The sequence below is a fragment of the Pseudoalteromonas sp. SG43-6 genome, from assembly GCF_014164365.1.
GTDB lineage: Bacteria > Pseudomonadota > Gammaproteobacteria > Enterobacterales > Alteromonadaceae > Pseudoalteromonas > Pseudoalteromonas rhizosphaerae.
On record NZ_JACJEZ010000060.1, the window covers coordinates 1 to 25,610 of the forward strand.

At 40.1% G+C, this 25,610-nt stretch carries 28 protein-coding genes, 1 tRNA gene and 1 pseudogene; 17 read left to right on the plus strand and 13 right to left on the minus strand.

What is annotated here, in order from left to right; genetic code table 11:
- The first annotated feature begins 21 nt into the window (after positions 1-21).
- Positions 22-97: transfer RNA gene (locus H5201_RS19435), tRNA-Gly, on the plus strand.
- 105 nt (positions 98-202) lie between these two features.
- Here the strand turns inward: H5201_RS19435 and H5201_RS19440 are convergent.
- The 3 genes from H5201_RS19440 to H5201_RS19450 form a co-directional block, all read right to left on the minus strand.
- The gene (locus H5201_RS19440) at positions 203-628 is read right to left on the minus strand and encodes a secondary thiamine-phosphate synthase enzyme YjbQ (RefSeq protein ID WP_182785224.1); all 426 of its coding nucleotides are present in this window, start codon (positions 626-628) and stop codon (positions 203-205) included.
- Entirely contained in the window at positions 625-1,092 is a 468-nt protein-coding gene (locus H5201_RS19445; protein ID WP_145234652.1) for a chemotaxis protein CheX, read from the minus strand. The genes H5201_RS19440 and H5201_RS19445 overlap by 4 nt, the downstream gene beginning before the upstream one ends.
- A gap of 80 nt (positions 1,093-1,172) precedes the next feature.
- Positions 1,173-1,607, minus strand: coding sequence for a transcriptional repressor (locus H5201_RS19450; RefSeq protein WP_145234655.1), 435 nt, complete (start codon positions 1,605-1,607; stop codon positions 1,173-1,175).
- Positions 1,608-1,700: 93 nt separating this feature from the next.
- Here H5201_RS19450 and H5201_RS19455 point away from each other — a divergent pair, with 93 nt between their 5' ends.
- The 9 genes from H5201_RS19455 (at position 1,701) to H5201_RS19495 (ending at position 7,869) form a co-directional block, all read left to right on the plus strand.
- Positions 1,701-2,321, plus strand: coding sequence for a MarC family protein (locus H5201_RS19455; protein WP_149983245.1), 621 nt, complete (start codon positions 1,701-1,703; stop codon positions 2,319-2,321).
- A 104-nt stretch (positions 2,322-2,425) separates the two neighbouring features.
- Positions 2,426-2,896 (plus strand): outer membrane lipoprotein-sorting protein, encoded by a 471-nt coding sequence (locus H5201_RS19460; protein ID WP_149983244.1) that lies wholly within the window; start codon positions 2,426-2,428, stop codon positions 2,894-2,896.
- Between the two features lie 202 nt (positions 2,897-3,098).
- Positions 3,099-4,031 carry a tRNA dihydrouridine(20/20a) synthase DusA gene (dusA, locus tag H5201_RS19465; RefSeq protein WP_259399726.1) on the plus strand — a complete coding sequence of 311 codons (933 nt, stop codon included), beginning with the start codon at positions 3,099-3,101 and terminating at the stop codon, positions 4,029-4,031.
- Between the two features lie 235 nt (positions 4,032-4,266).
- Positions 4,267-4,938 (plus strand): PspA/IM30 family protein, encoded by a 672-nt coding sequence (locus H5201_RS19470; RefSeq protein WP_182785225.1) that lies wholly within the window; start codon positions 4,267-4,269, stop codon positions 4,936-4,938.
- A gap of 11 nt (positions 4,939-4,949) precedes the next feature.
- Positions 4,950-5,156 (plus strand): PspC domain-containing protein, encoded by a 207-nt coding sequence (locus H5201_RS19475; protein WP_149983241.1) that lies wholly within the window; start codon positions 4,950-4,952, stop codon positions 5,154-5,156.
- A gap of 9 nt (positions 5,157-5,165) precedes the next feature.
- Positions 5,166-5,489 carry a hypothetical protein gene (locus tag H5201_RS19480; RefSeq protein WP_145234667.1) on the plus strand — a complete coding sequence of 108 codons (324 nt, stop codon included), beginning with the start codon at positions 5,166-5,168 and terminating at the stop codon, positions 5,487-5,489.
- Between the two features lie 101 nt (positions 5,490-5,590).
- Positions 5,591-6,109, plus strand: coding sequence for a copper chaperone PCu(A)C (locus H5201_RS19485; protein ID WP_182785226.1), 519 nt, complete (start codon positions 5,591-5,593; stop codon positions 6,107-6,109).
- Between the two features lie 8 nt (positions 6,110-6,117).
- Complete coding sequence (locus tag H5201_RS19490; protein ID WP_145234671.1) at positions 6,118-7,104, plus strand: DUF2333 family protein; 987 nt, start codon at positions 6,118-6,120, stop codon at positions 7,102-7,104.
- A 3-nt stretch (positions 7,105-7,107) separates the two neighbouring features.
- Complete coding sequence (locus H5201_RS19495; RefSeq protein WP_149983237.1) at positions 7,108-7,869, plus strand: TIGR04219 family outer membrane beta-barrel protein; 762 nt, start codon at positions 7,108-7,110, stop codon at positions 7,867-7,869.
- Between the two features lie 24 nt (positions 7,870-7,893).
- Here H5201_RS19495 and H5201_RS19500 read toward each other — a convergent pair whose 3' ends face one another.
- Together H5201_RS19500 and H5201_RS19505 are read right to left on the minus strand one after the other, a co-directional pair.
- Positions 7,894-8,781 (minus strand): TIGR03899 family protein, encoded by an 888-nt coding sequence (locus H5201_RS19500; RefSeq protein WP_182785227.1) that lies wholly within the window; start codon positions 8,779-8,781, stop codon positions 7,894-7,896.
- Entirely contained in the window at positions 8,750-9,253 is a 504-nt protein-coding gene (locus tag H5201_RS19505) for an SRPBCC family protein (RefSeq protein WP_246175639.1), read from the minus strand. Before H5201_RS19505 ends, H5201_RS19500 begins: the two co-directional genes overlap by 32 nt.
- A gap of 268 nt (positions 9,254-9,521) precedes the next feature.
- Between H5201_RS19505 and H5201_RS19510 the strand changes: the two genes are divergently transcribed.
- A complete protein-coding gene (locus H5201_RS19510; protein ID WP_182785228.1) occupies positions 9,522-11,717 on the plus strand; it encodes an EAL domain-containing protein in 2,196 nt (731 codons plus the stop codon).
- 94 nt (positions 11,718-11,811) lie between these two features.
- A complete protein-coding gene (locus H5201_RS19515; RefSeq protein WP_145234682.1) occupies positions 11,812-13,986 on the plus strand; it encodes a YgiQ family radical SAM protein in 2,175 nt (724 codons plus the stop codon).
- 67 nt (positions 13,987-14,053) lie between these two features.
- Here the strand turns inward: H5201_RS19515 and H5201_RS19520 are convergent, their stop codons facing one another.
- From H5201_RS19520 to coaBC, 3 genes are all read right to left on the minus strand, one after another.
- On the minus strand, positions 14,054-16,828 hold the full coding sequence (locus H5201_RS19520) for a prolyl oligopeptidase family serine peptidase (protein WP_182785229.1): 2,775 nt from the start codon (positions 16,826-16,828) through the stop codon (positions 14,054-14,056).
- Positions 16,829-16,985: 157 nt separating this feature from the next.
- On the minus strand, positions 16,986-17,573 hold the full coding sequence (gene slmA / locus H5201_RS19525; protein WP_182718344.1) for a nucleoid occlusion factor SlmA: 588 nt from the start codon (positions 17,571-17,573) through the stop codon (positions 16,986-16,988).
- A gap of 115 nt (positions 17,574-17,688) precedes the next feature.
- Complete coding sequence (coaBC, locus tag H5201_RS19530) at positions 17,689-18,906, minus strand: bifunctional phosphopantothenoylcysteine decarboxylase/phosphopantothenate--cysteine ligase CoaBC (RefSeq protein ID WP_179959239.1); 1,218 nt, start codon at positions 18,904-18,906, stop codon at positions 17,689-17,691.
- Positions 18,907-19,059: 153 nt separating this feature from the next.
- Here coaBC and radC point away from each other — a divergent pair, with 153 nt between their 5' ends.
- The 3 genes from radC to rpmG all read left to right on the plus strand — a co-directional run bounded on the left by radC (position 19,060) and on the right by rpmG (position 20,415).
- Positions 19,060-19,734: a DNA repair protein RadC gene (radC, locus tag H5201_RS19535; RefSeq protein WP_169020545.1), complete on the plus strand. Its 675-nt coding sequence runs from the start codon at positions 19,060-19,062 to the stop codon at positions 19,732-19,734.
- Positions 19,735-20,011: 277 nt separating this feature from the next.
- Positions 20,012-20,248, plus strand: a complete 237-nt coding sequence (rpmB, locus tag H5201_RS19540) for a 50S ribosomal protein L28 (RefSeq protein WP_004335549.1) — start codon at positions 20,012-20,014, stop codon at positions 20,246-20,248.
- An 11-nt stretch (positions 20,249-20,259) separates the two neighbouring features.
- Entirely contained in the window at positions 20,260-20,415 is a 156-nt protein-coding gene (rpmG, locus tag H5201_RS19545) for a 50S ribosomal protein L33 (protein WP_004335545.1), read from the plus strand.
- 251 nt (positions 20,416-20,666) lie between these two features.
- Here rpmG and H5201_RS23270 read toward each other — a convergent pair.
- The 3 genes and pseudogenes from H5201_RS23270 to H5201_RS19555 all read right to left on the minus strand — a co-directional run bounded on the left by H5201_RS23270 (position 20,667) and on the right by H5201_RS19555 (position 22,900).
- A pseudogene (locus tag H5201_RS23270) lies at positions 20,667-21,194 on the minus strand (GGDEF domain-containing protein).
- A gap of 149 nt (positions 21,195-21,343) precedes the next feature.
- Entirely contained in the window at positions 21,344-21,799 is a 456-nt protein-coding gene (locus tag H5201_RS23275; protein WP_259399725.1) for a hypothetical protein, read from the minus strand.
- Positions 21,800-21,973: 174 nt separating this feature from the next.
- The gene (locus tag H5201_RS19555; RefSeq protein WP_182718343.1) at positions 21,974-22,900 is read right to left on the minus strand and encodes a manganese-dependent inorganic pyrophosphatase; all 927 of its coding nucleotides are present in this window, start codon (positions 22,898-22,900) and stop codon (positions 21,974-21,976) included.
- A 172-nt stretch (positions 22,901-23,072) separates the two neighbouring features.
- Between H5201_RS19555 and H5201_RS19560 the strand changes: the two genes are divergently transcribed.
- Positions 23,073-23,591: a hypothetical protein gene (locus tag H5201_RS19560; RefSeq protein ID WP_145234706.1), complete on the plus strand. Its 519-nt coding sequence runs from the start codon at positions 23,073-23,075 to the stop codon at positions 23,589-23,591.
- A gap of 1 nt (position 23,592) precedes the next feature.
- Positions 23,593-24,402, plus strand: a complete 810-nt coding sequence (mutM, locus tag H5201_RS19565; protein ID WP_145234708.1) for a bifunctional DNA-formamidopyrimidine glycosylase/DNA-(apurinic or apyrimidinic site) lyase — start codon at positions 23,593-23,595, stop codon at positions 24,400-24,402.
- A 72-nt stretch (positions 24,403-24,474) separates the two neighbouring features.
- On the opposite strand, the gene H5201_RS19570 is transcribed toward mutM, so the two are convergent.
- On the minus strand, positions 24,475-24,975 hold the full coding sequence (locus tag H5201_RS19570; RefSeq protein WP_182731300.1) for a DUF3299 domain-containing protein: 501 nt from the start codon (positions 24,973-24,975) through the stop codon (positions 24,475-24,477).
- Between the two features lie 10 nt (positions 24,976-24,985).
- Positions 24,986-25,610, minus strand: a 625-nt coding sequence (locus tag H5201_RS19575; protein ID WP_182785230.1) for an ABC transporter permease, incomplete at its 5' end; no start/stop codon positions are given.

The following is a 25,610-nucleotide window of genomic DNA, read 5'->3' on the forward strand; positions in this document are numbered from 1 at the left end:
CTAGAACCTAAAAGTTATAATGCGGTACTAGCTCAGTTGGTAGAGCGCGACCTTGCCAAGGTCGAGGTCACGAGTTCGAGCCTCGTGTACCGCTCCAATCTCTTAAAAATGAATACCCACCCAAATTTGATTGACAAGCAGTTATTGCTTAAAGCACATATCCAATTTATTTGGTACTTCAATTTAAATTAAATAGTTTTATTTAAACTTGCCCTTGCAGCGTTGCAATAATACGTCTTGCGCCGCCATGATCACGATGTTCGCCTAAATAGATCCCTTGCCATGTACCAAGCTGTAAACGTCCTTGGTTAATTGGAATCGTTAGCTCGCAGCCTAAGGTACTCGTTTTTATATGCGCAGGCATATCATCATCACCTTCGTAATCATGACGATAATAAGGTTGGCGCTCGGGAACAAATTTATTGAAGTGACTTTCCATATCCATACGTACTGTCGGATCGGCATTTTCATTAATCGTTAAGCTGGCTGAAGTATGCTGTATAAAAAGGTGTAATAAGCCAATTTGGTAATCGGAAATCTCAGGGAGTTGGCTGAGTATTTCGCTATCAATAATATGAAAGCCTCGAGAGCGAGGCTTTAAAAGTAGTTGTTTTTGCAACCAGCTCATATTTTATCGAAACTAACTTCAATATTGGCATTACCGGCATCAGAGGTAAATGGGATTAATATTTTTGCCCCTTCACTTTTATGAGTTATGGTATGGCCTTTACCAGACACAACGATTGGTGTAGCCATATTAAAGTCATAGCCTTTTTCACCAAGTAGATTTTTTGCCCCACCAGTGACCATATTGGTAATTTCACCAACCATATCGGTTACTTCTTCATTGATCGAATCAGGGCGTTCACCTAGCATTCTTTCCATAATAGTCAAGGCAAGGCTCTCATCAAAAGTGATCGAAAATGAACCTTTAGTTTGCGGTCCTACCATGCCAATTAATCCCGAAACGTCGCCACAGGCAACTTCATCTTTTTTTATTTTCGGCTTACCCGGTTTTAGTTCGGTTTGCGCCATTGTGCTGAGCACATTTAATAAAGATGATAAAAAAGGATTGATGAACTCTACATTCATTATTGTTTATCCCTCGAATTTAGCAGTTTAACTGCGGTTATACGTTAAAGTGTAGTGAGTTATTTTAGCTCTGCACTTAATTATTCTTTACAATTTCCACATCTACCATGGGCTTCAATAGTTTGCCCCGATACGACGAAACCACTCTCAGCAGCAAGACTATTAAGTTCATGCGAAATCACGCTAGAGTGTAGCTCTTTGACAAAACCACAACTATCGCATATCAACAGTTGTACAGGGTGGATATGATCAAAATGATGACACAACATAAATGCGTTAGTACTTTCAATTTTGTGAATAAAACCTAATTCAGCTAAAAAGTCTAAGGCACGGTAAATTGTGGCTGGTTTTGCTCCTGATTCAGTGAGTTTTAGTTGCTCTAATAAATCATAAGCGCCAACTCCGCCTTGCGCACTTGCTAATAGGCGAAATACTTTTTCACGAATTGGAGTGAATCGCGCACCGCGATTGTCACACACTTGTTTGGCTTTACTAACGAGTGATTCTATTTTCATCTTCTCTTATCCTTACGCTACCGTGTTATACTAACATACTGTATTGTAGTTGCAGCGTTTTTATTAGACAGTTTTATTCTAGGAAGGCTAACAATGAATGAATTATTAGCGGTATTTATTTTCTTTTTTGCGGTTATCGATCCAATCGGTACTGTGCCTGTTTTTATAGCCTTAACACGCGGAGATAGTGACAAATTCAAACGTAAAGTCGCGTTGAAAGCTGTTCTGGTGTCTGCTGGGGTATTATTGTTTTTTGTTGTCGCTGGGGAGCTGCTTTTAAATGCTATCAATATCCCCTTGTCAGCGTTTCAAATCGCAGGTGGTATCGTGTTATTGCTGTTCGCTTTGTCGATGATTTTTGGTGAAAGTAAACCAGAAATGGAAATTAAAAGTGTACGTGATAGCACTGAAACGGCCATTTTCCCTTTAGCTATCCCATCAATCGCCAGTCCAGGCGCGATGCTTGGCGCTGTTTTGATGACTCGTAATACTGAATACACGTGGGTTGAGCAGTTAATTACTTCATCAATGATGTTAGCTGTTCTTACTGTGGTACTTGTGCTGTTACTGTTGGCAACCCATGTTCACAAATTAATTGGTGACAGCGGTGCGAGTATCGTTAGCCGGATCATGGGTTTGATCCTTTCATCAGTTGCCGTGACAAATATACTCGACGGGATAGCCCATTATTTTGGCTTACAAGTATTCATATAAAGGCTGTGTAGCGCTGTTAAATAACTATTATCATATAAAATTTTGAATTATTGCTTAGAATTATCTAGATTAAATATAACGTAATAAAATTTAAGGAATGAAAAATGTTATTAAAAAAGATTATTTTATGCGGTTTTCTCGCTTTAGGATTAACGGCTTGCGTTGAACCGCCTCCAAGCGAAATGAAGGTTATTCAAGTTACTGACTATGATTTTAGTCATAATGACAATCATGCCGTTACCGTATATTTCGGTCATACGGGAGGAGATCATTACACCGTTACTTTATTACGAGACGAAATTAAAGAGGGAGTGTTTATTGAATCTTCCGCTAAAAATGCGCCTAATTTAGTGTTTGATGCCAGTTGGGCTGGTGAATATTATGTGCAGTCAGCTAAGCATGATACTCATTCATCTTTAAAAATACTTGAGCTAAATAGCGAAGCTAAAGTTGCTAAATTTGAAGTCGCAGCACGTTTGGTTAACCCCAAGCAAAAAAATGATTATATAAGCTTAGAAAAAACCACTATTACAGTGCAAGGCCAGCAATTTGATAATCTAACAAAATCGTTTTAAGTATATTATCTAAAGCGCAGCATACATTTTTGTTGCTGCGTTAAACAACTCAATCTCTGCTACCGACAAACAACAACTTGCTTACGATTGAAGCTCGGCTTTGATTTGTGTAAAATATAGCGCCTTCCAATGAGGGAATAACCCTTATACTTATATATCATCTGAGGATTTTACTTTGAATAGACGTTTTTCTGTGGCCCCCATGCTCGATTGGACAGACCGCCATTGCCGTACTTTTCATCGTAAAATGACCAAGCATGCGGTGCTTTACACCGAAATGGTAACAACCGGTGCAATTTTATTTGGGCGTGGTGATTATCTACACTTTAATACACATGAAAACCCCGTTGCTTTGCAATTAGGTGGCTCTGATCCTGAAGCTTTGGCAAAGTGTGCAAAACTGGCTGCTGAACGTGGTTATGATGAAGTAAACCTAAATGTTGGTTGCCCTTCGGATCGAGTGCAAAATGGCCGCTTTGGTGCGTGTTTAATGGGCGAGCCGCAGCTTGTTGCTGATTGTATTGCAGCAATGAAGGCGGAGGTTACTATTCCTGTTACGGTGAAAACACGCATTGGTATTGATGAGCAGGATTCATATGAGTTTTTATGTGCGCTGATCGAAGCGATTCACAAGGTTGGCTGTGATGACTTTATTATTCACGCCCGTAAAGCATGGCTAAAGGGATTAAGTCCGAAAGAAAACCGTGAAGTTCCACCACTTGATTATCCGCGTGTTTATCAACTGAAGAAAGATTACCCACAGCTTGATTTAAGCTTAAATGGTGGGGTTAATACCATCGCTGATAGTCTTGCTCATTTAGCGCATCTTGATGGCGTTATGATCGGTCGTGAAGCGTATAGTAATCCATTTATATTAAGTGAAGTGGACGAGAAAATTTACGGTGATACTGCGTGTACATTATCGCGTCATGACGTGGTGCGTTCAATGTATGGTTATATTGAAGATGAAATGCGCCAAGGCGCTAATTTTTGGCATATAGCTCGCCATATGTTGGGTATTTTCCAAGGCCAACCAGGGGCGCGAGGATTTAGACGTCATTTATCTGAAAACGGCCATGGTAAGCAAGCCGATTTATCAGTGATGGATAAAGCATTAAGTTTTGTGCCTGAATAGCTGAAATTTTAATCTTGAAAGCCACTTTTTAGTGGCTTTTTTTGATCCTAAAATTTAGTCAAAATATCACTTTTTTAGTTAATTTAACGTATTTTAATTCAGCTAAACGTCACTTTTAAATTGACGTTATCTTTCTATCCTATTGTTATTTATTGTTTTAGTTGTTTTTCTAACGACATGGCATAAGTCTTGGAATCTCCTTGGTGTAATCACCCATAATCAACAGGAGAAAATCATGGGCCTAATGAATCGTGTTAATGATCTAATTCAATCAAACTTGGTCGCTGTGCTTGATAAGGCAGAGGATCCAGCAAAACTACTTAATTTACTTATTATCGAGATGCAACAAGCTCTGAATGAGTGCCGTACTACCGCTGCAGCGATTTTGTGTGAAGAAAAAGCATTGAAACGCCAGCAAAGCGATAAGTTAACATCCATAGCACAATGGCAAGAAAAAGCCGAAATAGCCGTCAGTAAAGGTCGAGATGATTTAGCCACAGCCGCATTAAAAGAAAAGCAGCGTGTAGCCGCTGATATGGCAGCTGTTGAACCTGAGCTTGTTAAATTAACCGATTCATTGGCCAAGTTAGCTGACGATGCACAGCGTTTACAAGACAAACTTAGTGCTGCCAAAGCAAAGCGGCAGAGTTTAACTCAGGTGCATAGTGTTTTAAATGCACGAGTACGAGTTAATCAGCAGTTACATAGCGATAAAGTGGCACATGCACTGTCGCGTTTTGATGTGATTGAGCGCCGAGTTGAGTCAATTGAATCACAAGTGGAAGCATACGAAATGGCTGCAGCTAATCAATCAGACACGGCAACGCAAATTGATGCGCTTGTAAAAGACGAAGCCTTGGATAAAGAGCTTGCAGCACTTAAAGCTAAAGTAAAACAGTCGGCTTAGGAGTTATAAAAATGAATACATTTAATAACAATACTCAATGGTGTAAAGATCCATTAAATAAAAAAATATCGGGAGTATGTAGTGGCTTAGCGCGTCGGTTTGATTTTCCGATTTGGGCAACTCGATTAGCAACTATTGTACTGTTTATTCAGTTCCCACTGTTTATTGGTGCGGGTTATTTAATTGCACATTGTTGTTTAGACAACAAGGTTTATTAGGAGAGCGCCATGAAAATTATTGCACTGTGTCTACTAGCAGCATTGTTTATCGCTTCTAGTCCATTTGAGATAATGCAGTTTGACTCATGGCAGCTCCCTTTGTGGATTGCTGACTTGAGTTGGGTTGGCATTGAACTATTTGGTGCATTAGTCGCTGTGGTGGTCGTTATTGCCATTATTGCGCTGGTTAGTGTTGGTTTGATTGGCGCAGGTCTAATAATAGGAGTCGGCGTGATGCTGGCTTTGTTGTTTGGTTCTGTGATGATCGCATGGCCGCTACTGCTGATTGTTTTTCTGTGTTGGTTAGTCGCGGATAATAAAAAGGTCGCATAGCTTGCCACACAGAGGTTACCTTAAATGCTAATTTAGCTGACTATTTTTTCGCAAATATGCTAAATTTAGCACTTAAAGTGATTATTATAACAAGGATCGAAATGACTCTTAAGCCATTACTAACTATCTTCACAGCGGCTTTTTTAGCTGTAGGCCTATACTCTCCTGTGCTATTTGCCCATGCAGAGCATCAACATGATACAGCAAGTGATATTGTAGTTAGCAATGCCCAAGTAAGGATTTTTTTACCTGGCAGTCAATCCAGTGTTGGTTATTTAACGCTTGTTAATCATGGTGATGCAGCAGTGACATTAACTAAGGTTAGCCTTGAGGGCTTAGGACGAGTTGAAGTACATGAACATCAGCATGTTAATGGTATGATGAAAATGCAAAAAGTAGATGGGTTAGAGATCAAAGCACATCAACAGCTAGATTTTAAGCCAGGTAGTTATCATTTAATGGTTTTTGAACCAAAAGAGCCGTTAAAAATAGGGCAAGAACTCAAACTCACGCTATATTTTAGCAATGGAGATCGTGTATTTACTCAAGCTACCGTGGTTTCATTAGAAAGCCAAGTTGAGCAAGTATCACTATCTGAACAGCACCATACACATCACTAGGAGATTAAATGTCACAACATAAAGGAAAAATTATAGCAGGGCTAATATTAGTTTTTATTTTATTTTATGCCGTATCTGTGTATTGGAGTGTTGAGCCAAGCCGCGTAAATGTGATCACGCAAGCTAAACAGGATGCGCAGCAGCGTGGCGAAAAACTAGTAACAGGTTACACAACAACTACGGCTTTGATTAATGTTGCCAGCACATTATTGAATAAACCTGGTGGCTATTTATCAAATGATGTAATACCTCCGAGTATTCTTATGGATAATATGCCTGCTTGGGAATATGGCGCATTAGAAATGACGCGCGATTTGGCGCTATCAATGCGTAAAGACTTTAGCCGTTCTCAGTCGCAATCGACCGAACATGAAGCTCTAAAAAAAGCCCAGCCCCAATTTAATATTAGTTCAGAAGCATGGGCGTGGCCAAGTGCCGAGAGTGAATACCAAAAAGGCATTGATTTATTAATCGTGTATCGTACTCAAATAGCTGACCAAAACAGCCGTGACAGTCAGTTTTACGCGCGGGCAGACAACCTACGAGGCTGGTTAAAAGAAGCCGAAAAACGCCTTGGTAGTTTAAGTCAGCGGTTAAGTGCCAGCGTTGGTCAAGATCGGTTAAATACTGATTTAGCTGGTGACAAAGAAGCACACCAAGCGACTTATGCACCATTACAAAATCAGATAAAAACCTCTTGGTGGGAAATTGATGATGTGTTTTATGAATCACGCGGTGCAACTTGGGCTTTATTACATTTTTTGCAAGCGGTAGAATATGACTTTGCTGATGTATTAGAGAAAAAGAATGCACGTGTGAGCTTACAACAAATTATACGTGAGCTTGAAGCAACCCAAGAGACTGTTTGGAGTCCGGTGATTTTAAATGGTAATGGTTTTGGTTTTGTTGCTAATCACTCATTAGTAATGGCAAATTATATTTCACGAGCCAATGCGGCTCTTATTGAACTTAGCGAACTTTTAGCGCAAGGATAACACATGAAAAAGTACTGTTTAGCCGCTGCCCTTTCGATGGCATTTTTGGCTCCAGCGGCTCACGCTGACACTCTATTAGGTTTATATGTTGGTGTTGATGGCTGGCAATCTGATAATTCAGGTAGCTTTTCTGATAGCGGTAATATGCAAGACTTTAATTTTGAAGATGAAACCTTCATTAGCTACTACGCAGCGCTTGAGCATCCAATTCCATTAGTGCCAAATATTAAGTTAAAGTATACCGAGCTTGAGTTAAATGGCTCAACCTTGCTTAATGAGACGTTTGAGTTTGGTGGCACTTCATTTACAACCAATACCACTGCAACTACGGTCAGCGATTTATCACACATTGATTATATTTTATACTATGAGATATTTGATAATGACTTGTTGTCTATCGACTTAGGTGTAAATGCTAAGCAGTTTGATGGCGATATTGTTGTTACCGGTACTGCCAATGGCACAACAACAACAGAAACTGTGGATTTTTCTGGTTTTGTGCCATTAGTGTATGGTCGTGCTGAAGTAGGCTTACCGTTAACGGGTTTAAGCGTCTTCTTTGAAGGCAGCTTACTTGCTATCGATGATAGCAAAGTACAAGACTACCAAGCGGGTATTGCATGGGCTTTACTTGATAACTTAGCGGTAGATTTAGATATCAAAGCGGGTTACCGTAAAATGACGCTAGAGCTTGATGATATTGATAATCTATATACTAATATTGATGCATCAGGTCCATTTGCCGGCATACAAATTCACTTCTAATTTGTGTGCTTTGGCGTGGTACCGTTATTTAATTGCGTGCCACGCTACTTCAAACTCTTCCTCAAGTGCACTGTTTAACAAGTGCTTATAGGCCTTATTAACTGGCGTGTTAATCAATTTTCTAAGTTCATCACCCGTTTGCGTAAATTTATAGTAACTGAGCACTAAATCGTTATTTTTTGGTTTGAGTGCAATCCGTTGGGTTAAAAATGTCAGATTCATTTCTTGGCCCGCCTTAAGTGCTGCGGATTCAATTTCTTTACGGTAGATTAGGCCGATATCCATCAAAGTTAATACATCAGGAAAGCTGATCCCAGCTTTACCTAAGTTAAACGACACTTTATTGCCTTTGCGTAGCAAATCAAATAGCGAAGGTTTTTTATAAAAGCCTAATAAAATTAAATGGCTATTATCTTTTTCATTATAGCCACAAATCGCGGTACATTTTTGTAATGCATCCGCTTCGCGCTGGGTCATTTGCTTAAGTGTTTGTAAGCTTTTAATTGAAAATGTTCCCGGTGATACCGTTTCTCCCGCTAAAATTTTTGCCCACAGCTTTTGCATAGATTCGTTTGAAGTATCTTCACATAGTGCAATAAAGCGTTCGACCCAATCACTGTCAGGTTGCCCTTTACTAGTTACGTCAGGGCAAAAATCCATTGCCATGGCCATGATCGCTTCAATATTGTGTTGTTGTTTGATAAGGAGCAATTGTTGGCGATGTTGGGCTCTATTGAGTGTTGAGTTATCACTATTGACTTGATAGGGCCGTTTACTTTGCCCTTGTGGGCCATAACTATCATCACTGGTACTGGTAAGGCGAGTCGAACTGGTTTTACTCATCGAGTAACCTAGCTTAGTTTCAATTATATGAGCAAGGTTAATTTTTGCTTGGGCTGTTTGAATCGTCATCGATCTTCTCGCTGTGTGGGGCTATTTGCAGCTGTGCAGTAGTTTTTAAATTATTAAGTCCAAGTTTCACCGTATTTGCCAAAATATATTGGCTAAATAGCGCCAAGTAACCACCTAAAATTGAAGTAGTAACTTCGCCATCTAGTGAGCATGTCACTTGATTACCATTAGCTAGTGGTGAAAAAGAGACCACACCTGTAACAATATGCTCTTCATTAAAGAGAATATTAAAATTGATTTTAGTGCTGCTTATATTGGTAATCGTCATTTCACCAAATCCCCAGCTACTTTGCCAAAATTGATGAGCACCAACGCCAGAGCTCGGCTCTCCAAGCGTGAAAACAATACTCGGATCTACTTTTTGCCAAGGTGACCAGCTAGACCACTTGGTAAAATCACTAAGTAACGGGGTGATATCTGTTTGCGGAGCATGAATTTCAATGCTCTTTTGTACTTGGTATTGCTGTGGCAATAGCAGCCCAATTACCAAAAGAATTAAAGTAATCAGAAAAATAAATTTAGTAATTCTGGGTAAAATATTAATGGCTGTTCCTTAAATTATAAATTCCACTGTCGCACAGCAAGCTGCTGAATATCGACTATAATCTGTAAATCAATATTCATTAATCATCGACATTAATACTGTATCATAAGTTAAATAGTGATAACTTATTAGTCAATAACTGAATTGTCTCAATATTAAATGATGGCGCGTAATATTTGAATTTAAAGGATTTGGAATGACGTCAGAACACAATGATTTTTTGTTTTTTAACCATGAAGATGAGCCTCATGAAGAGGTTGTGCCCAAAGATTACTGGGATGTTCTGATTGTTGATGACGATCCTGAAATTCACACTGTAACAGAACTAGCACTCTCAGGCGTCGAGTTTTGGGGAAGAACACTGCGTTTTCATCATGCTTATTCTGGCGCTGAAGCAGTTGAAGTGTTAGCTAATACTAATAATGTGTCGGTATTACTGTTAGATGTAGTCATGGAATCCGATGATGCGGGTTTAAAAGTAGTTAAAGAGGTACGTGATACGCTGAAAAATCATAACGTACGAATTATCTTACGAACGGGTCAGCCTGGATATGCGCCTGAAGAACAGGTGATCCGAGAATATGATATCAATGATTATAAAACTAAAACCGAACTTACCCGCAGTAAGCTAGTTACCTCGTTAGTTACAGCTATTCGCTCATACGAACAAGTTTGCCAACTTGAATATCAAAGCAAAGCGTTAAATAATATTCTGTTAGCCTCAAAGGCAATTTTAGGTTTTACCGACATTAAAGCATTTACTATGGCGGTGATTAAGCAGCTCTCGGTAATTTTAGATTGTGCGCCAAGGGGGGTTGTATGTGGCAGTCTGGATGATAGTTATCAAGTTCAAGTGTTGGGTGGTTGCGCTGAGTTTAGTGCTTTTATTGGCCAAGGTGTAGAACAACTTGATGATGGGCGGATTATTTTGCAAGTGCAAAATTGTTTTGAGTTTGGCGAACATCAGCACACTGAGCACGACACTACGTTTTTATTGAAAAGTAAAAATCGTCAGGCTGCTATTTACTTAGAGTACGTTAGCCAACCAAGCTTAACACAATTGCAATTTGCTGAAGTTTTCTTAACAAACGTCAGTGTAGGCTTAGATAACGTCAGACTTTTTAATAAACTCAGAGATGCAGCCTACAAAGATGTGTTAACTGGTCTTGCCAATAGAACTGATTTTATTGAACAAATTGAAAAGTATCATCGATTAAATAGTAACGAGTATCTATTTATTCTAATTGATGTCGCACATTTTTCAGACATCAACAATGGTCTGGGTCAAGAGGTGGGTAATCACTTACTTACATCAATCGTTGAGCGACTCAAACAAGAATACCCAAACGCTAAATTACTGTCACGGATTGGTGCAGATGTATTTGGTTTTTTAATTGAGCGCGATGGATTTGATCTAAACGAATTAAGTGAAAATTTAAGCTTACCGTTTGCAGCAGCAGAGCATCTGTTACCGGTTAATTTTAAAATTGGTTTGTGCGAGCAACTGGACTTTCAAACCTCCGGTATTGAAACACTTAAGCTTGCGTATATTGCACTCAATCACGCTAAAAAAGGTAATCAGGGGAATGCTGTTTGTTACACTCCCGATATGGAAGAGCAAATGGCTTGGCGATTAGGGATTATTCGCCAGCTTCGCCAAGACTTTGAAAATAATAAATTGGAAGTATGGTATCAACCGCAATTGGCGTTTAGTGATTTGTCATTAAAAGGCTGTGAAGCATTACTACGTTGGCCATCGGGACAAGGTAACTATATTTCTCCTGCGATTTTTGTACCACTTGCTGAAGATGCCGGGCTAATTGTTGAGATTGGTCAATGGGTATTGGAGCAGGCTTGTCAGCAGCAAAAACGTCTTGAGGTTCAAGGTGTTGAAATTTGTATTGCGGTCAATGTGTCGGTACCGCAATTTAAGGTAAAAGGCTACGCACAACAAGTCAAAGATACTTTGCGAAAATATCAGGTAAACCCAAAAAATATTGAATTAGAAGTTACCGAAAGTGTGGTGATGGATGATCTCTCGATGGTGATTGAAACACTGCAAGATCTAAAAGAGTTTGGTATTGAAGTGGCGATAGATGATTTTGGGACTGGTTTTTCATCACTGAGTTATTTGCAAAAGTTACCGTTGGATAGGTTGAAAATAGATCGTGCATTTGTCAAAGACTTACCCGAAAAAGACAGCGGCGCAATTGCCAAGCTGGTTATAGCTCTTGGCGCGCAGCTCGGATTAAAAACGATTGCAGAAGGCGTTGAAACACAAGCACAAGCTGACTTTCTTAAGCAATTGGGCTGTGATGAAGTGCAAGGTTTTATGTACGCTAAACCAATGCCTGAAGTTGAGCTTATTCAATATATTGAAAGTAAAAAATAATATTATGTTTGATGCCAGTGTAAATAGCTAATATCGCTTGGTGATTAATTCGGGTATACTTTGCGACCTTTTTTAAAGCAATTGGTTACTTTATATGAGCGCACTTAAAGCCAAGCGAGCGTTATTCTCATACCCTAAATATTGGGCTGAGTGTTACGGCACAGCACCATTTTTACCAACTACACGCGAAGAGATGGATGCCCTTGGCTGGGATAGCTGCGATATCATCATTATCAGTGGTGATGCTTATGTAGATCACCCCAGCTTTGGTATGGCGGTAATTGGTCGCGTACTTGAAGCACAAGGTTTTAGAGTCGGTATTATCGCTCAGCCAGAATGGGATTCGAAAGATGCCTTTATGGCACTTGGTAAGCCTAACTTATTTTTTGGTGTGACTGCCGGTAACATGGACTCGATGATCAACCGCTATACGGCTGAAAAGCGTATGCGCCATGATGATGCCTACACGCCCGGTAATGTGGGTGGCAAGCGTCCTGATCGTGCGGTGATGATTTACTCACAACGATGCCGCGAAGCCTACAAAGGTGTGCCAATTGTAATAGGTGGCATTGAAGCCAGCTTGCGTCGAATTGCCCATTATGATTACTGGCAAGAAAAAGTTCGCCGTAGTATTTTATTTGATGCCAAAGCCGATATTCTTATTTACGGTAATGCTGAGCGACCATTAATAGAAGTTGCTCATCGTATTGCCGCCGGCGAAACTATGGATACCATTCAAGATATCCGTGGTACGGCGGTTATTCGTAAAGAGCCATTACCGGGCTGGCGTGGTAGTGATTCCACCGCGATTGATAAAATTGGTAAAATTGACCCAATTCCAAACCCATATGGTGCGGATGATGTGGGTTGTAGCAAAAGCGAATTTAAAAAAGCGGGTATTGATTTACAAGCTGAAGCGGCAAAACCAATTACCATTCAGCCAGCGCGTCCTAAACCTTGGGAAAAAACCTACGTTAAGCTACCTGCGTTTGAGCAAGTGAGTGTTAATAAACCACTGTACGCTCATGCATCACGTATTTTACATCAAGAAACGAACCCAGGTTGTGCTCGAGCGTTATTCCAACGCCATGGCGATCGCTCTATTTGGGTTAACCCACCTGCGTATCCGCTTGAAACACATGAAATGGATGCGGTGTTTGGGTTGCCTTATCAGCGTGTTCCGCATCCAAGTTATGGTACTGCAAAAATCCCCGCTTACGACATGATCAAAACCTCAGTTAATATTATGCGAGGTTGTTTTGGTGGCTGTAGTTTCTGTTCAATTACTGAGCATGAAGGACGGATAATTCAAAGTCGTTCACAAGAATCGATTATTGAAGAAATCGAACAAATTCGTGACAAAGTACCAGGGTTTACTGGGGTTATTTCGGACCTTGGTGGGCCAACTGCAAACATGTATAAACTGCGTTGTAAGAGCAAAAAAGCTGAGAGTACTTGCCGACGTTTATCGTGTGTGTATCCTGATATTTGTAAGCATATGGATACCGACCATACACCGACTATCGAGTTGTATAAAAAGGCTCGTGAAGTTAAGGGGATTAAAAAAATCCTAATAGCCTCTGGTGTTCGCTACGATTTAGCTGTGCAAGACCCTCGTTACGTCAAAGAACTCGTAACCCATCATGTTGGCGGTTATTTAAAGATAGCGCCTGAGCATACCGAAGACGGGCCATTATCTAAGATGATGAAACCAGGCATGGGCGCATATGATCAGTTTAAAGAGCTTTTTGATAAATATTCAAAAGAAGCAGGGAAAAAGCAGTACCTGATCCCTTATTTTATTTCTGCGCATCCTGGCACTAAAGACGAAGACATGGTGAACATGGCGTTGTGGTTAAAGTCGAACGATTTTAAACTAGATCAAGTGCAAAATTTTTATCCGTCACCAATGGCTAATGCCACCACGATTTATCACACTGGGATGAACTCGCTGCGTAATATTAAAAATAATACTGAGCAAGTGCCGGTGCCAAAAGGCGCGCGTCAACGTCGTTTACATAAAGCGATATTGCGTTATCACGACCCAGCAGGTTGGCCGATGATCCGTGAAGCACTGCGTAGTATGGGCAAAGCTAAGTTGATTGGTAAAGGTCCAAACTGCTTAGTGCCAGAAGAAACCCGTGACGAAAAATCGCTTAAAGCAGGTAAAGGCGGGCGTCCAGCGCTTAGTCGTCACACCGGATTTAGCCAGTTTAAAAAAGCCAATACCAAACCTAAGGTTGGCGGTAATCGTCAGCGGGCTAGGTAGTTTTAGGTAAATAAAAAACGCCCAGCATTTGCTGGGCGTTTTAGTTTATGGCTGCTTATTCTTCAGCTTATTCTTCAATGAAAGCTTCGCCTTCGGTCATCCACTTAGCGGCAGGCTTGCCTTTTAAGTAGTGATCAAAGTACTGCATCATCCGAATTGAAAAATCCACTTGGTTAGGGAATTTCTTTAAGTGGTGTGGTTCACCTTCATACTGCAAAAACGTCGCATCTTTGCCTGCACGGCGCAGCGCTAAATAATACTGTACGCCTTCGTGCCATGGTACAGCATCATCTTTATCACCAAACATAATTAAGATTGGTGTATTTACTTTATCAGCGAAGAATACCGGTGAGTTTTCGATGTAAAGCTCTGGCGCTTCAAACAAGGTTTTACCGATACGGCTTTGCCCAGTTTCATATTGGAACTGACGCGCTAATCCAGATTTTAAGCGAATACCGCTGTAAGCGCTGGTCATGTTTGACACGGGCGCACCCGATACTACCGCTTTGAACATATCAGTTTGGGTGATCATAAAGGCACTTTGATAGCCCGCCCATGAATGCCCTTGTAAGCCAATTTTATCAGGGTCAGCGATACCTAAATCAATCAGCTTTTGGGTGGCGTTGATCATGGTTTGCGTTGATGATTTACCTGGGTGACCAATTTCAAAGCGAATATCAGGTAAGAAAATCGCGTAACCGTTCGAAGTAAACATTGGGAAGTTAGGACGGTGGTTTAATTCCATTTTAGGGAAATCAAACATGCGTTGACTCATATAACGGTAAAAGTACACCACCACTGGCACTTTATCGCCCTTTTTATAGCCTGCAGGCTTTATCAATACGCCTTGCAAGTCTTCGCCATCGAAGCCTTTATAGCTAATTAGCTCCGGTTTTTGCCCCCACGCAAAGTCGTTAACTTGTGGGTTTAAGTTAGTAACGCGTTGTGGCTTTTTAAAGCTAAAATCAGCTTGATAAAAATCAGGGAACTGCTGATAAGTTTGCTCAGTGAATAGGTATTTATCGGCATATTTAGCTTTTTTTACCACGTCAAAACGTTTTTTACCGCTTAATACTTTGCTGATCGAGTTATCAGCAAGATTGAGTTTTGCTATTTCAGTTTGCTTTTGCTGTAAGTTTGTAGCACTTAGCAACAATGTATCGTCTTTTTTAAAGCCAACTTGGTCTTTATCAAGTTTGATGACTCGATATTGCGTGTTGTTTTCTTTGCCTTGTGTAAGGCGTGTGGCTTTGAGGGTTTTAACGTCAAATGCCCAGATATCGTATTTGCTATATACAAGCACTTGGCTGCTATCAGTTAACCAACCGGCAAAACCATAACCCGGTTGAGTTGAAGGGTAATCGTGCTGATCATCAGCGAACGTTGCTTTAATCGCTGTTGTTAAGGTACTGACTTTATTGTTACCTAAGTCTTTGAGTTGCACTTGGCTATTTTCAAAGTAAGCAGCAAATTGTCCACTGGGTGATAGGCTGGGCCTAAACGGGTAATCACTGATAATTGCTTTACGCTCACCATTTTGCACATTGACTGCATAGTAGTCAGCAAAAAAACCGCCATACATAATACGTTTAAGATAAGGTAAATTTGAAGAACCAAGTAACGCAGTGCGATTGTTGGTATTGAGTGCCACATCTGGCATGTCAGTGTTACTTAGTTGCGCAACTTGTTTGCCATTAAGATGGTAAACGGCTTGATAATGGCGGTTTTTATTGATTTCTTTCCATTGTTGCTCTTCGCGGGGTTTAATTTCGGCATCGTTGTTATGCCAAACATTAAGGCCTTTTTGGTCGCGTATCGTATCGTAATCAAATAACGAGGCTTGATCGGTGTATTTCTTTTCTTTAATTTTTTCCGCTAACTTAGGGTGATTTTCAAAGTACAGGCGTTCACCGTCTTCAGACCAGCTCAATTTTGCTGTTTTACCAATAGTCCAATCTTTTTCAGGAGCAGCAATATTTGTAAGCTGTTCGTTTTGCCACAGTTTTAGCTGATGATCGCGACGGCGCATATCGTCATTTACATAATTACCCAGTGTAAATGCGGCAATATTCTTAGTTGGATGCCACACTATTTTGTTTGCAACAACGCCTGGTTCATCAATTAATACACTCGTATCAAATGTTTGGTTTAATGTAATTAATGCTACTTGGTTATCGTTACCGTCAGGATAGCTTTGGCTGACAAGAAGCTCGCTGCCAAATGTATTGATTGCGTAACTAAATACGCTATTTACTGTATGAGTTGTTTTGTCTTTTAAATTTACAACAATGAGCTCAAACGCTTTATCTTTTTTATCAGGTTTGATTTCACTGGTTTTAGCGGTGTTTTTTGTGTCATCAATATCTTTACTATCAGCGTCTTTATCTGCTTTTTCATCAAAGCGATAAGCTAACCAGTTACCATCATCAGAGAGCTGGTAATCTTTTACGTTCTCAAAAACTTGTTGTTCCCCCGTTATTGTATTAACGAGTACTAGATTGTTTTTTAAGGTGTCTTTCTTTTTTGTGGTTTCTTTTTCAAGCAAAGTAGGGACTTGGGTGAATGCTACCCAGTTAGCTGCTTTGTTGATCTGAGGTTTAGTGCCGCGCTCAATTTCTGCAAGTAATTTATTATTGTTTAAGGTATAGACTTGGCCTGTTGCATCGCCACGGTATGGGGTTGCACTAAAGCTCAGTACTTCACCATTTTCAGATAATTGCGTTGTTTTAGCTGCTTTGAAATCGAATACATCTTTAAATTGTAGCGGCTCTTTTGCGGATGCCATGGCACTGCCAAGGCTTGCAACCAGTGCTACGCTGAGTAGGGAAAGTTGTGCTTTCATTGTTACTTCTCGTTTTGTTTCATCTGCATCATCATAACGAGTTTGTTCAACAATTCGAGTAGAAACGATAAGCGGTCGAAAATAAAGGTTGAAAGTAACATTTATAAAAAAACCTTGTAGGAAAACCGACAAGGTTGATAATTTTAGGAGCTAGGAGTTAAAGCCATATTTTTTGTAATTCTAACCACTGTTTTTCAAATTGCGCGCTAGGTTTTGCTTTAAAGTCACTGCGGACAAATTGGTTCATCTTGCCTTCAATGTAGGCAAGTAAAAAGTTGGCAATGGTTAACTCATCACTTTGAAAGGTTTTACCTTCGCGAAGTTTACGCTCGCGTAGTACTTGTTTTAGTTGTGTTTCAAGCTTTTCAAACAAGCTTTGTACACGCTCACGCAAGCGTTCTTGTTCACCTTGCAAGGCGTCGCCGGTCAAAATACGAGTGATCCCCGGATTTTTCTCAGCAAATGCCAGTAGTAGCAATAAAATATTATAGATACGGCTTTGAGTTTCTTTTTCGTTTTCAAGAATGAGATTTATGCGCGACAACAAAGTGTCTTCAATAAACTCTATTAAGCCTTCAAACATCCGTGCTTTACTCGGGAAATGACGATAAAGCGCAGCTTCAGAAACGCCTACCTCAGCAGCTAATTTTGCTGTGGTGATACGTTGACCTAGGCTGGTTTCTAACATTTGTGCGAGTGCTTGTAGTATTTGCTCTTTGCGATTACTTCTTTTTGTCGCAGGCATGAACATTCCTTTCTTTATAATTATTTACTTAGCTTTTGGCGGCTACTTATCACTCACTTTTTGAGCAAGCGATAAGGGCTATGTTAATGTTTTATTCAGTTTCTTTCCAGCCTTTTTACAATCGTTTAGCAAGCTCACTCATTACACTCAGTGCTAATGCGCTTTTGGTATCGACGGGCAGTTCTTTTTGTTCATTATGCCAGAACAGTGTTAAAGCATTATGATCTGAATTAAAACCAAGGCCCGTTTGTGATACATCGTTAGCGCAGATCATATCGAGGTTTTTATTGCTGAGTTTGCCTTTCGCATAGCTTGCGACATCTTGAGTTTCTGCGGCAAAGCCAACTGTATATGGGCGACCCTCTGTAAGGCTAGCAACTGCGGCAATTACATCTGGATTTTTAACTAAAGTGAGAGTCAGTTCATCGCCTTGTTTTTTCATTTTTTGCTCGGCTATCGCTGCGGCGCGATAATCGGCAACCGCGGCGCAACCAATAAAAGCATCCGATTTGGGAGCAAAAATAAGTGATTGTTCAAGTAGTTGCTCAGCGGTCTCAATGTTTATTAGGTTTACACCTGGTGGTGGCGCAATTGTTACCGGACCTGAAATCAGGTTAACCGTTGCACCTAAACTAACTGCCGCATGTGCAAGCCCAAAGCCCATTTTCCCAGAGCTGTGATTTGATATAAAACGCACCGGATCAAGTGGCTCACGAGTTGGCCCTGCGGTGATTGTAATTGTTTTACCAGCTAGTAGTTGCGGTTGCGAAGGTTGCGTGCATAGTGCCACTAACTGATGTGGTTCAAGCATTCGCCCTGCACCTACATCACCACATGCTTGTTCACCCTTACCTGGGCCCCAAATTGCAATGCCACGCTGTTTTAAAGTTGCTAGGTTAGCTTGAGTTGCTGGGTGGGCATACATTTGTTGATTCATTGCAGGCGCCACTGCTACTTTTGCGGGGGTTGCCAGCAATAGAGTGGTGAGTAAATCATCTGCAATGCCGACTGCCATTTTTGCGATGATATTAGATGTGGCAGGAGCGACTAATATTAAATCAGCCCATTTAGCAAATTCAATATGGCCCATAGCGGCTTCAGCAGATGGATCGAGCAAAGAGTCTGAGACCATTTCACCACTTACGGCCTGCATGGTAAGCGGAGTAATAAAGTGCTTAGCTGACTCAGTCATCACCACTTTGACATCACAACCATGATCTTTTAAACGTCTAACAAGTTCGGCGCATTTGTAGGCGGCAATACCACCGCTGATACCAAGTACAATTTTTTTATTTACTAATTCTGTCGCTAAATTGGTCATTAACTTTGTCATACTCTGATAAAACTGTTTGTCGATATGCGCTAACGATAGCAAATCTTTGCCTTGGGGACGAAGTTTTAATATGGAATTTATTCGCAGTTTTACAGGCGAAATTTTATTTTTGCATTACAGTTAAATTATAAATCATTTTTCAGGGACGAAATAATGCAGCTCACCTCTTTACCAAGTAGCCAGCGACCACGCGAAAAGTTATTGGCGAAAGGGGCTAAGTCGTTAAGCGATGCCGAGTTATTAGCGATATTTTTGCGAACGGGTTTGCCGGGCATGAATGTAGTTGAGTTAGCACAACATTTAATGACACAAAATCAAACACTGCATAACTTATTTAATGCATCAATCGATGATTTTTGTGCACAAAAAGGACTGGGCACAGCAAAATTTGTGCAACTTCAAGCAGTACTGGAGTTGAGTCGTCGTTATATGATGGAGCAATGCCAGCGCGAAGCGGTATTTAATTCACCGCAATCAGTATATGACTATTTAACGATTGAGCTGCGAGGCTTGCAGCAAGAAGTATTTATGGTGTTGTATTTAGATAGTCAGAATCGCTTAATTAAAGAAGAAACACTTTTTTATGGCACTATTAATGCGGCATCTGTTTACCCAAGAGAAGTCGTCAAAGCGGCTTTAAAAAATAACGCTGCGGCACTTATTTTGGCTCATAATCATCCATCAGGTATTGCTGAACCAAGCCAAGCTGATAAATTAATTACCACTAAATTGCAGCAAGCTTTGCAATTAGTCGATATAAATATTTTAGATCACATCGTTGTTGGGGGAGATAATTGTGTTTCGTTTGCAGAACGAGGCTTGATTTAAGCGTATTCAAATCACTAAGCGTGTTAAAAATGAGCGGTTTAGTGCTTATTTGCAAATTAGTTTAATTTAAATGCAGTTTTTACTTTCCCTAAGGGCATTCGATCTTTATAATTAGCCGCTATCAAATTTACACATGAGCTGGTTGGATTAGATCAATCACTTGATCTTTGCCTGTATAAGCTGTATAAAGAGCGCCCTTCGATTTATCCCTGGGGCACAAAATACATAGCCTAGGGGACAAATTAAGCTCGAGCGAAGTTATTGGAGATATATAGACATGTCTAAAGTATGTCAAGTTACAGGTAAGCGTCCTGCGGTTGGTAATCACCGTTCACACGCGAGAAACGCGACTAGACGTCGTTTCCTACCTAACCTACAAACACACCGTTTTTGGGTTGAAAGTGAAAAACGTTTTGTAACATTACGCACTACTACTAAAGGTATGCGTATTATCGATAAAAAAGGCATCGACACGGTTCTTACTGAAATCCGTGCTCGCGGCGTAAAAGTTTAAGGACCTGAGTCATGCGTGATAAGATCCGTTTAGTTTCTACAGCTGGTACTGGTTTTTTCTACACTACCGACAAGAACAAGCGTAACATGCCGGAAAAAATGGAAATCAAAAAGTTTGATCCAAAAATCCGTAAACATGTTCTTTTCAAAGAAGCTAAAATCAAGTAATTTTAGTTTTCTATGAATATCAAAAACCCAGCTTAGGCTGGGTTTTTTGTTTTTCAAATGCGTAGTTTTTCCGTTCTCGAATCACAGATTATACCAATCGTTTTAAGTTACTGACCATTTATAGCGACAGAAAAATACAGTGATAACAAGGCAGAAATTTTGACATGTAGTTGTTCTACATGAAAAATTACTAACGCAGTTAGCGCTTTATTTAGCGCGCTAGAATAGTTAAATATTTAAGTCGATTGGTATTATTCGTTTATATCATCGTCGACTAATTTTAAAAATGTGTCATAACAGGTAACATGTGCGTTGTTATCGTTGATGCAAACTAAATTTCGGCCGTGATGTTTAGCAAAGTAGAGTGCCTTATCAGCTCGCTCTAATACTTTTAAAACGCTATCATTACTCTTTTGTATAGCGGTTACCCCAAGGCTGATAGTGATAGGCATATTGGCAACTGTATTTGAGCTAATTAAACTCCTTAATTCATTCGCTTGCATTGCTGCATCCAACAAAGCAGTGTTGAGTAATATTATTACAAACTCTTCACCACCCCAACGAGCGATTAACGCTTACTCACCTATTTTTTGCTGCAACAGATGGGCAAACTCTTTTAGTACTTTATCGCCAACTAAATGCCCGTGGGTATCATTAATTTTTTTGAAATAGTCTATATCACACATAAGTAAACAATGAGATGTTTGAGAGTGCTCGCTTTTAGTTATTAATGCCGATAACTCTGCATCAAATTTTTGTCTGTTATATAACTCAGTCAACTTGTCTGTTTCTGCTAACTTTTTAATTTCGTCATTAAGGTTAGATAAGTTTTGATACGCTAACGAACGTGTTTTTTCGTAAAATCTAAAAATTAGAATATGAGCGATACTGACTTCGATAGTGTTAAATAATGATCCTAACCCTATGGTTATTGTTTATTGTTTATTGTTTGTTGTTGCTGTGTATAAATTAAGTATGCACAAATAGAGAATGCAATTGCGCTGATGATGCTTCCCCGTTTTCTGCCTATTAAAAAAAATGCAATAGGGGGGATAAGCGTAGCCCATAATATTGAGAATGGATTTCCGCCTACCGAAATTATAAATAATATAGCTAAGCTGCTAGCCATTAATGTAACAGCCCATGCGGTTACATTAACGTTGCCAGATTTGTAAAACCAGAAATAAATAGTTAATGAGATAACAAGTCCTAAACAGTCAATTAAGGCAAGGTCTAATTGCTCGAAATAGAAAACATTGAGTACTGTTAAAATGAAAAAGTAAGCTGTTGAAAATAATAAAAAATGGGCGATTAAACGTGCTCGCCAAAAATCTTTGTGATCCTTTGCAAATTGCGGAGACTTACTGTACCAAAACCCTAACATAAATGAATATTACCTAATTATTTATGATGTTAAGTATTACTTATTTGCAGAGTCCTGTGTAGCACAAATATTAACTGATAAGTTTTAGGTATAAAAAAACCTTGCAGGAAAAACCCACAAGGTTAATATTTTTAGCACCTAGCACCTAGCACCTAGCACCTAGCACCTAGCACGTTAAAGCTTTGCAAATGCATCTTGCAGTGGTGGTACTACTTGCTTTTTACGGCTCAGTACGCCGTCTAGCCATGCTTTTCCGTCTTTGGGCGTTACACCATAAGCAGTTTCAACTAGTGTTGCATCGTCAGATACGATCAGCATTTGTGAGCCTTCTTTCATGATGTCGGTAAGTAATAAGAATACCGAGTGGCGTCCACCTTCTTCTTTAAGCTTAGCAATATCAGCTTCAAGGTCTGCTTTAATATCATCAAATACCGCTAGATCGATAACTTCTAATTGACCAATACCAACTAGTTTACCGTTCATGTTGAAGTCTTTAAAATCACGCATTACTAAATCACGCGCTGGAGTATTCTCAACCGCTGACTTAACACGGAACATATCCATGCCTAATTCTTTAAAGTCTTCGATGCCGGCAATTTCAGCAAGCGCTTCAACACATTTAATATCAGCTGTGGTGCAGGTTGGTGATTTGAAAATAACCGTATCACTTAAAATTGCACACATCATGATGCCTGCAATGTCTTTTGGAATTTCAACATTGTAGAAGTCATACATCATTTTAATGATAGTGTTTGAGCAGCCAACAGGGCGGATCCAGCATTCAAGAGGTGTAGAGCTGGTTAAATCGCCTAGTTTATGGTGATCAACAACGCCAACAACGCGAGCTTGATCGATATCATCAGGTGCTTGCGTTTTTTCGGTATGGTCAACGATGTAAACATCTTCACCGGCATAACTTAATTTTAGCTCTGGTGCTTCAAAGCCGAATTTATCAAGAATAAACTGCGTTTCAGGTGATATTTCACCAAGACGAGTTGGAATTGCTGGTTCTTCGATTTGGTTTTTCAAATATGCGAGTGCGATTGCACCACAAATAGAATCTGAATCTGGGATTTTATGACCCACTACATACATTGACATGACGGAACTCCTTAAATTTTGCCGTATTTTAGCAAAGTAATTTAACTTTGACACATTCGCGTTGGTGATTTTTTGTAATATTCAGTCTTAACAGTAGTTAAAAAATTCAACTGCCATTTTTATATGTTTTTGGTTACACTTTAACTAATTGAATCTTTTAGGAAGAACTCAAATGCAGTTAGGTCGCAGGGGCTGGAATAATGTGGTTATTTTTTCCATGCTGTTGATGATTTTCTTTTTTAATGGATTACATACAAAACTCAACAGTGGTTCAGAACAATCTAGTGTGCAAAGTGTATTGCCAGCGCAAAACTTTATTTTAGCTCTAGAGTTTCCCGATCAAAAAATAGAGCGCATAGGCACTTCTTGGCGCGCCACTGCATTAATCAATAATGCACCTGCTAGTTTTTGGCAAGCAACAACAGCAAACCTTGTGGCATTAGTAAATGAATGGCAGAGCATGCAATTGTCGGTCGCTGATAATCAGCAAGCATTCCATAATACCTCAGCTTTGACTGTAGCAACCGTATGGTTGGCAGGCGAGCAACTTCCTTGGTTGTATCAATTATATAGCGCACCACAAGGCTATTATTTATTAGATAAAAGCAACCAGCGCGTGTTATCACTTGATAAAGCAACTGCGCAGCGTTTATTCCCTAGTTTTAATTTTTCACAAAGTGAGCCTAAATAGTATGCCTGAATTACCAGAGGTTGAAGTTAGCCGAATGGGGATCACCCCACATATTTTGCAGCAAACAGTTACAAAGGTGAATATTCATAATCCGAATATGCGTTGGCCTGTGCCTGATGATGTGTACAAAATCGCTAACTTAGCTGTGTTAGCTGTTGAGCGTAGGGCAAAGTATTTGCTACTTGAGTGTGAACTGGGCAGCATTATTTTGCATTTAGGTATGTCGGGTAATTTACGAGTTGTTGAACAAAATGAGCCATTAAAAAAGCATGATCATATCGAGTTTATATTTGCCAACGGTAAAGCTCTTAGACTAAATGACCCACGCCGATTTGGTTGTTGTTTATGGCAAGCGCCCGGCGAATGCCATAGCTTACTGAGCAAACTGGGCCCTGAGCCACTCACTGATGAATTTACTGCTAAGCGCGTATATGAGCAGTCACGAAATAAGAAAGTGCCAATCAAACAATTTATTATGGATAACGCTGTGGTGGTTGGGGTGGGTAATATTTACGCTAACGAGTCTCTTTTTAAGGCCGGTATTCATCCAAAACGTGAAGCAGGAAAAGTATCACAAGCGCGCTATCAGCAATTAATCCCTATTATTAAAGATACTTTGGCTGCGGCTATCACCCAAGGTGGCACGACATTAAAAGACTTTGCCCAAAGTGATGGTAAACCAGGTTACTTTGCACAACAGTTATTAGTTTATGGCCGCAAAGGTGAGCCATGTATGGTATGTAAGAAAGCATTAACAGAAATTCGTTTAGGGCAACGTAGTACAGTGTACTGTAGTCAATGCCAAAAATAAGTTAAGGCATGTTGCACTTGAGAGCTGCTATTTGCAGCACTGGGAACAACACGCCTGAGGTATGTATCTGAGTTACAGCTCAAACGGTGCAACGCCGACGGCTGTCATTTTATAGCCCACTTGTGCAATGTCGCCACTCCAGGTTTCAGTGCTGATGACGCCGGTAACTACTATGGCATCGTACAAACTTTCAATTGGCACGCCGCCTTTAATTGTCACATGAACAATTTGATTCGGTGGTGGTGGTGGCACGTGGATGCAAGCACCAAAGTAAGGCACTAATAAAAACTCAGTAATCATTTCGCTGTCACCTTCAAGAGGTACTACAAACCCAGGTAAGCTGACTGATTGGCCATTGAGTTCCTTAACAATTGGTGCATCTAGATCAGGTTGCACCCAATTTTGCTCTGTACCTTCATGGCTAGCTTGATCTTGAGTATCTATTTGTACATGTCCCTTAGGAATTAAATCTTCCCAAAAAATTTCTTTTGGTTCATTGGCATAACTACTAAAATTATAACCAAAGCTAAAAATAACTAAGCAAAGCAAACTGAGCTTTTGAAAGTACTGCATGATATTCCTCTTAAATTTTAATGCTCATGCCATCAGACAATGAGTAAAAATAGGCGCGGGTGGCTGGTATCAAACCAACGATAAAGCCGGCCGCCATAATAGCGCCGATCAATACCAGTTCATAGCTCGATAGCATCGCAATGGTGATTGTGATGCCGGCATTACTTTGCAAGTAACCTGTGGCAAGAGACATTAATAAATAAAATAACCCACAACCTACTAGGCAACCTAAAAAGGTTATCAGTAGTGATTCTATGCTGATCAATGTGAATAAATGCCAAGGACGCGCACCGACAGAGCGTAAAATGGCCAATTCGCGGCGGCGTTGGTTAAGGCTGGCCAATAGGGTCGTTAGCATGCCTAGCAGGCTCACGAGTACCACTACGATAGAAAACAGCAACAAGATTTTTTCAACAATTGTCAGCATTTCCCATAGCTCACGCAAAGTTACACCAGGCATGATGGCAAGCAACGCTTCAGGTTTGTACTGATTAATATTGCGCCTAACTTGTAACGTATAAAGCGGAGAATCAAAACCCACTAAAAACGCGGTGATTTGCTTAGGTTCGCCTGTTAGATCATCATGCTGTTCATGTTCATGTTCATGTTCATGTTCATGTTCATGTTCATGTTCA

Bases quoted from the DNA above. Each gene is read 5' to 3' on its own strand.
- H5201_RS19440 (WP_182785224.1), bottom strand. From the start codon at position 628: ATGAGCTGGTTGCAAAAACAACTACTTTTAAAGCCTCGCTCTCGAGGC.
- H5201_RS19445 (WP_145234652.1), bottom strand. From the start codon at position 1,092: ATGAATGTAGAGTTCATCAATCCTTTTTTATCATCTTTATTAAATGTG.
- H5201_RS19450 (WP_145234655.1), bottom strand. From the start codon at position 1,607: ATGAAAATAGAATCACTCGTTAGTAAAGCCAAACAAGTGTGTGACAAT.
- H5201_RS19455 (WP_149983245.1), top strand. From the start codon at position 1,701: ATGAATGAATTATTAGCGGTATTTATTTTCTTTTTTGCGGTTATCGAT.
- H5201_RS19460 (WP_149983244.1), top strand. From the start codon at position 2,426: ATGTTATTAAAAAAGATTATTTTATGCGGTTTTCTCGCTTTAGGATTA.
- dusA (WP_259399726.1), top strand. From the start codon at position 3,099: ATGCTCGATTGGACAGACCGCCATTGCCGTACTTTTCATCGTAAAATG.
- H5201_RS19470 (WP_182785225.1), top strand. From the start codon at position 4,267: ATGGGCCTAATGAATCGTGTTAATGATCTAATTCAATCAAACTTGGTC.
- H5201_RS19475 (WP_149983241.1), top strand. From the start codon at position 4,950: ATGAATACATTTAATAACAATACTCAATGGTGTAAAGATCCATTAAAT.
- H5201_RS19480 (WP_145234667.1), top strand. From the start codon at position 5,166: ATGAAAATTATTGCACTGTGTCTACTAGCAGCATTGTTTATCGCTTCT.
- H5201_RS19485 (WP_182785226.1), top strand. From the start codon at position 5,591: ATGACTCTTAAGCCATTACTAACTATCTTCACAGCGGCTTTTTTAGCT.
- H5201_RS19490 (WP_145234671.1), top strand. From the start codon at position 6,118: ATGTCACAACATAAAGGAAAAATTATAGCAGGGCTAATATTAGTTTTT.
- H5201_RS19495 (WP_149983237.1), top strand. From the start codon at position 7,108: ATGAAAAAGTACTGTTTAGCCGCTGCCCTTTCGATGGCATTTTTGGCT.
- H5201_RS19500 (WP_182785227.1), bottom strand. From the start codon at position 8,781: ATGACGATTCAAACAGCCCAAGCAAAAATTAACCTTGCTCATATAATT.
- H5201_RS19510 (WP_182785228.1), top strand. From the start codon at position 9,522: ATGACGTCAGAACACAATGATTTTTTGTTTTTTAACCATGAAGATGAG.
- H5201_RS19515 (WP_145234682.1), top strand. From the start codon at position 11,812: ATGAGCGCACTTAAAGCCAAGCGAGCGTTATTCTCATACCCTAAATAT.
- H5201_RS19520 (WP_182785229.1), bottom strand. From the start codon at position 16,828: ATGAAAGCACAACTTTCCCTACTCAGCGTAGCACTGGTTGCAAGCCTT.
- slmA (WP_182718344.1), bottom strand. From the start codon at position 17,573: ATGCCTGCGACAAAAAGAAGTAATCGCAAAGAGCAAATACTACAAGCA.
- coaBC (WP_179959239.1), bottom strand. From the start codon at position 18,906: ATGACAAAGTTAATGACCAATTTAGCGACAGAATTAGTAAATAAAAAA.
- radC (WP_169020545.1), top strand. From the start codon at position 19,060: ATGCAGCTCACCTCTTTACCAAGTAGCCAGCGACCACGCGAAAAGTTA.
- rpmB (WP_004335549.1), top strand. From the start codon at position 20,012: ATGTCTAAAGTATGTCAAGTTACAGGTAAGCGTCCTGCGGTTGGTAAT.
- rpmG (WP_004335545.1), top strand. From the start codon at position 20,260: ATGCGTGATAAGATCCGTTTAGTTTCTACAGCTGGTACTGGTTTTTTC.
- H5201_RS23275 (WP_259399725.1), bottom strand. From the start codon at position 21,799: ATGTTAGGGTTTTGGTACAGTAAGTCTCCGCAATTTGCAAAGGATCAC.
- H5201_RS19555 (WP_182718343.1), bottom strand. From the start codon at position 22,900: ATGTCAATGTATGTAGTGGGTCATAAAATCCCAGATTCAGATTCTATT.
- H5201_RS19560 (WP_145234706.1), top strand. From the start codon at position 23,073: ATGCAGTTAGGTCGCAGGGGCTGGAATAATGTGGTTATTTTTTCCATG.
- mutM (WP_145234708.1), top strand. From the start codon at position 23,593: ATGCCTGAATTACCAGAGGTTGAAGTTAGCCGAATGGGGATCACCCCA.
- H5201_RS19570 (WP_182731300.1), bottom strand. From the start codon at position 24,975: ATGCAGTACTTTCAAAAGCTCAGTTTGCTTTGCTTAGTTATTTTTAGC.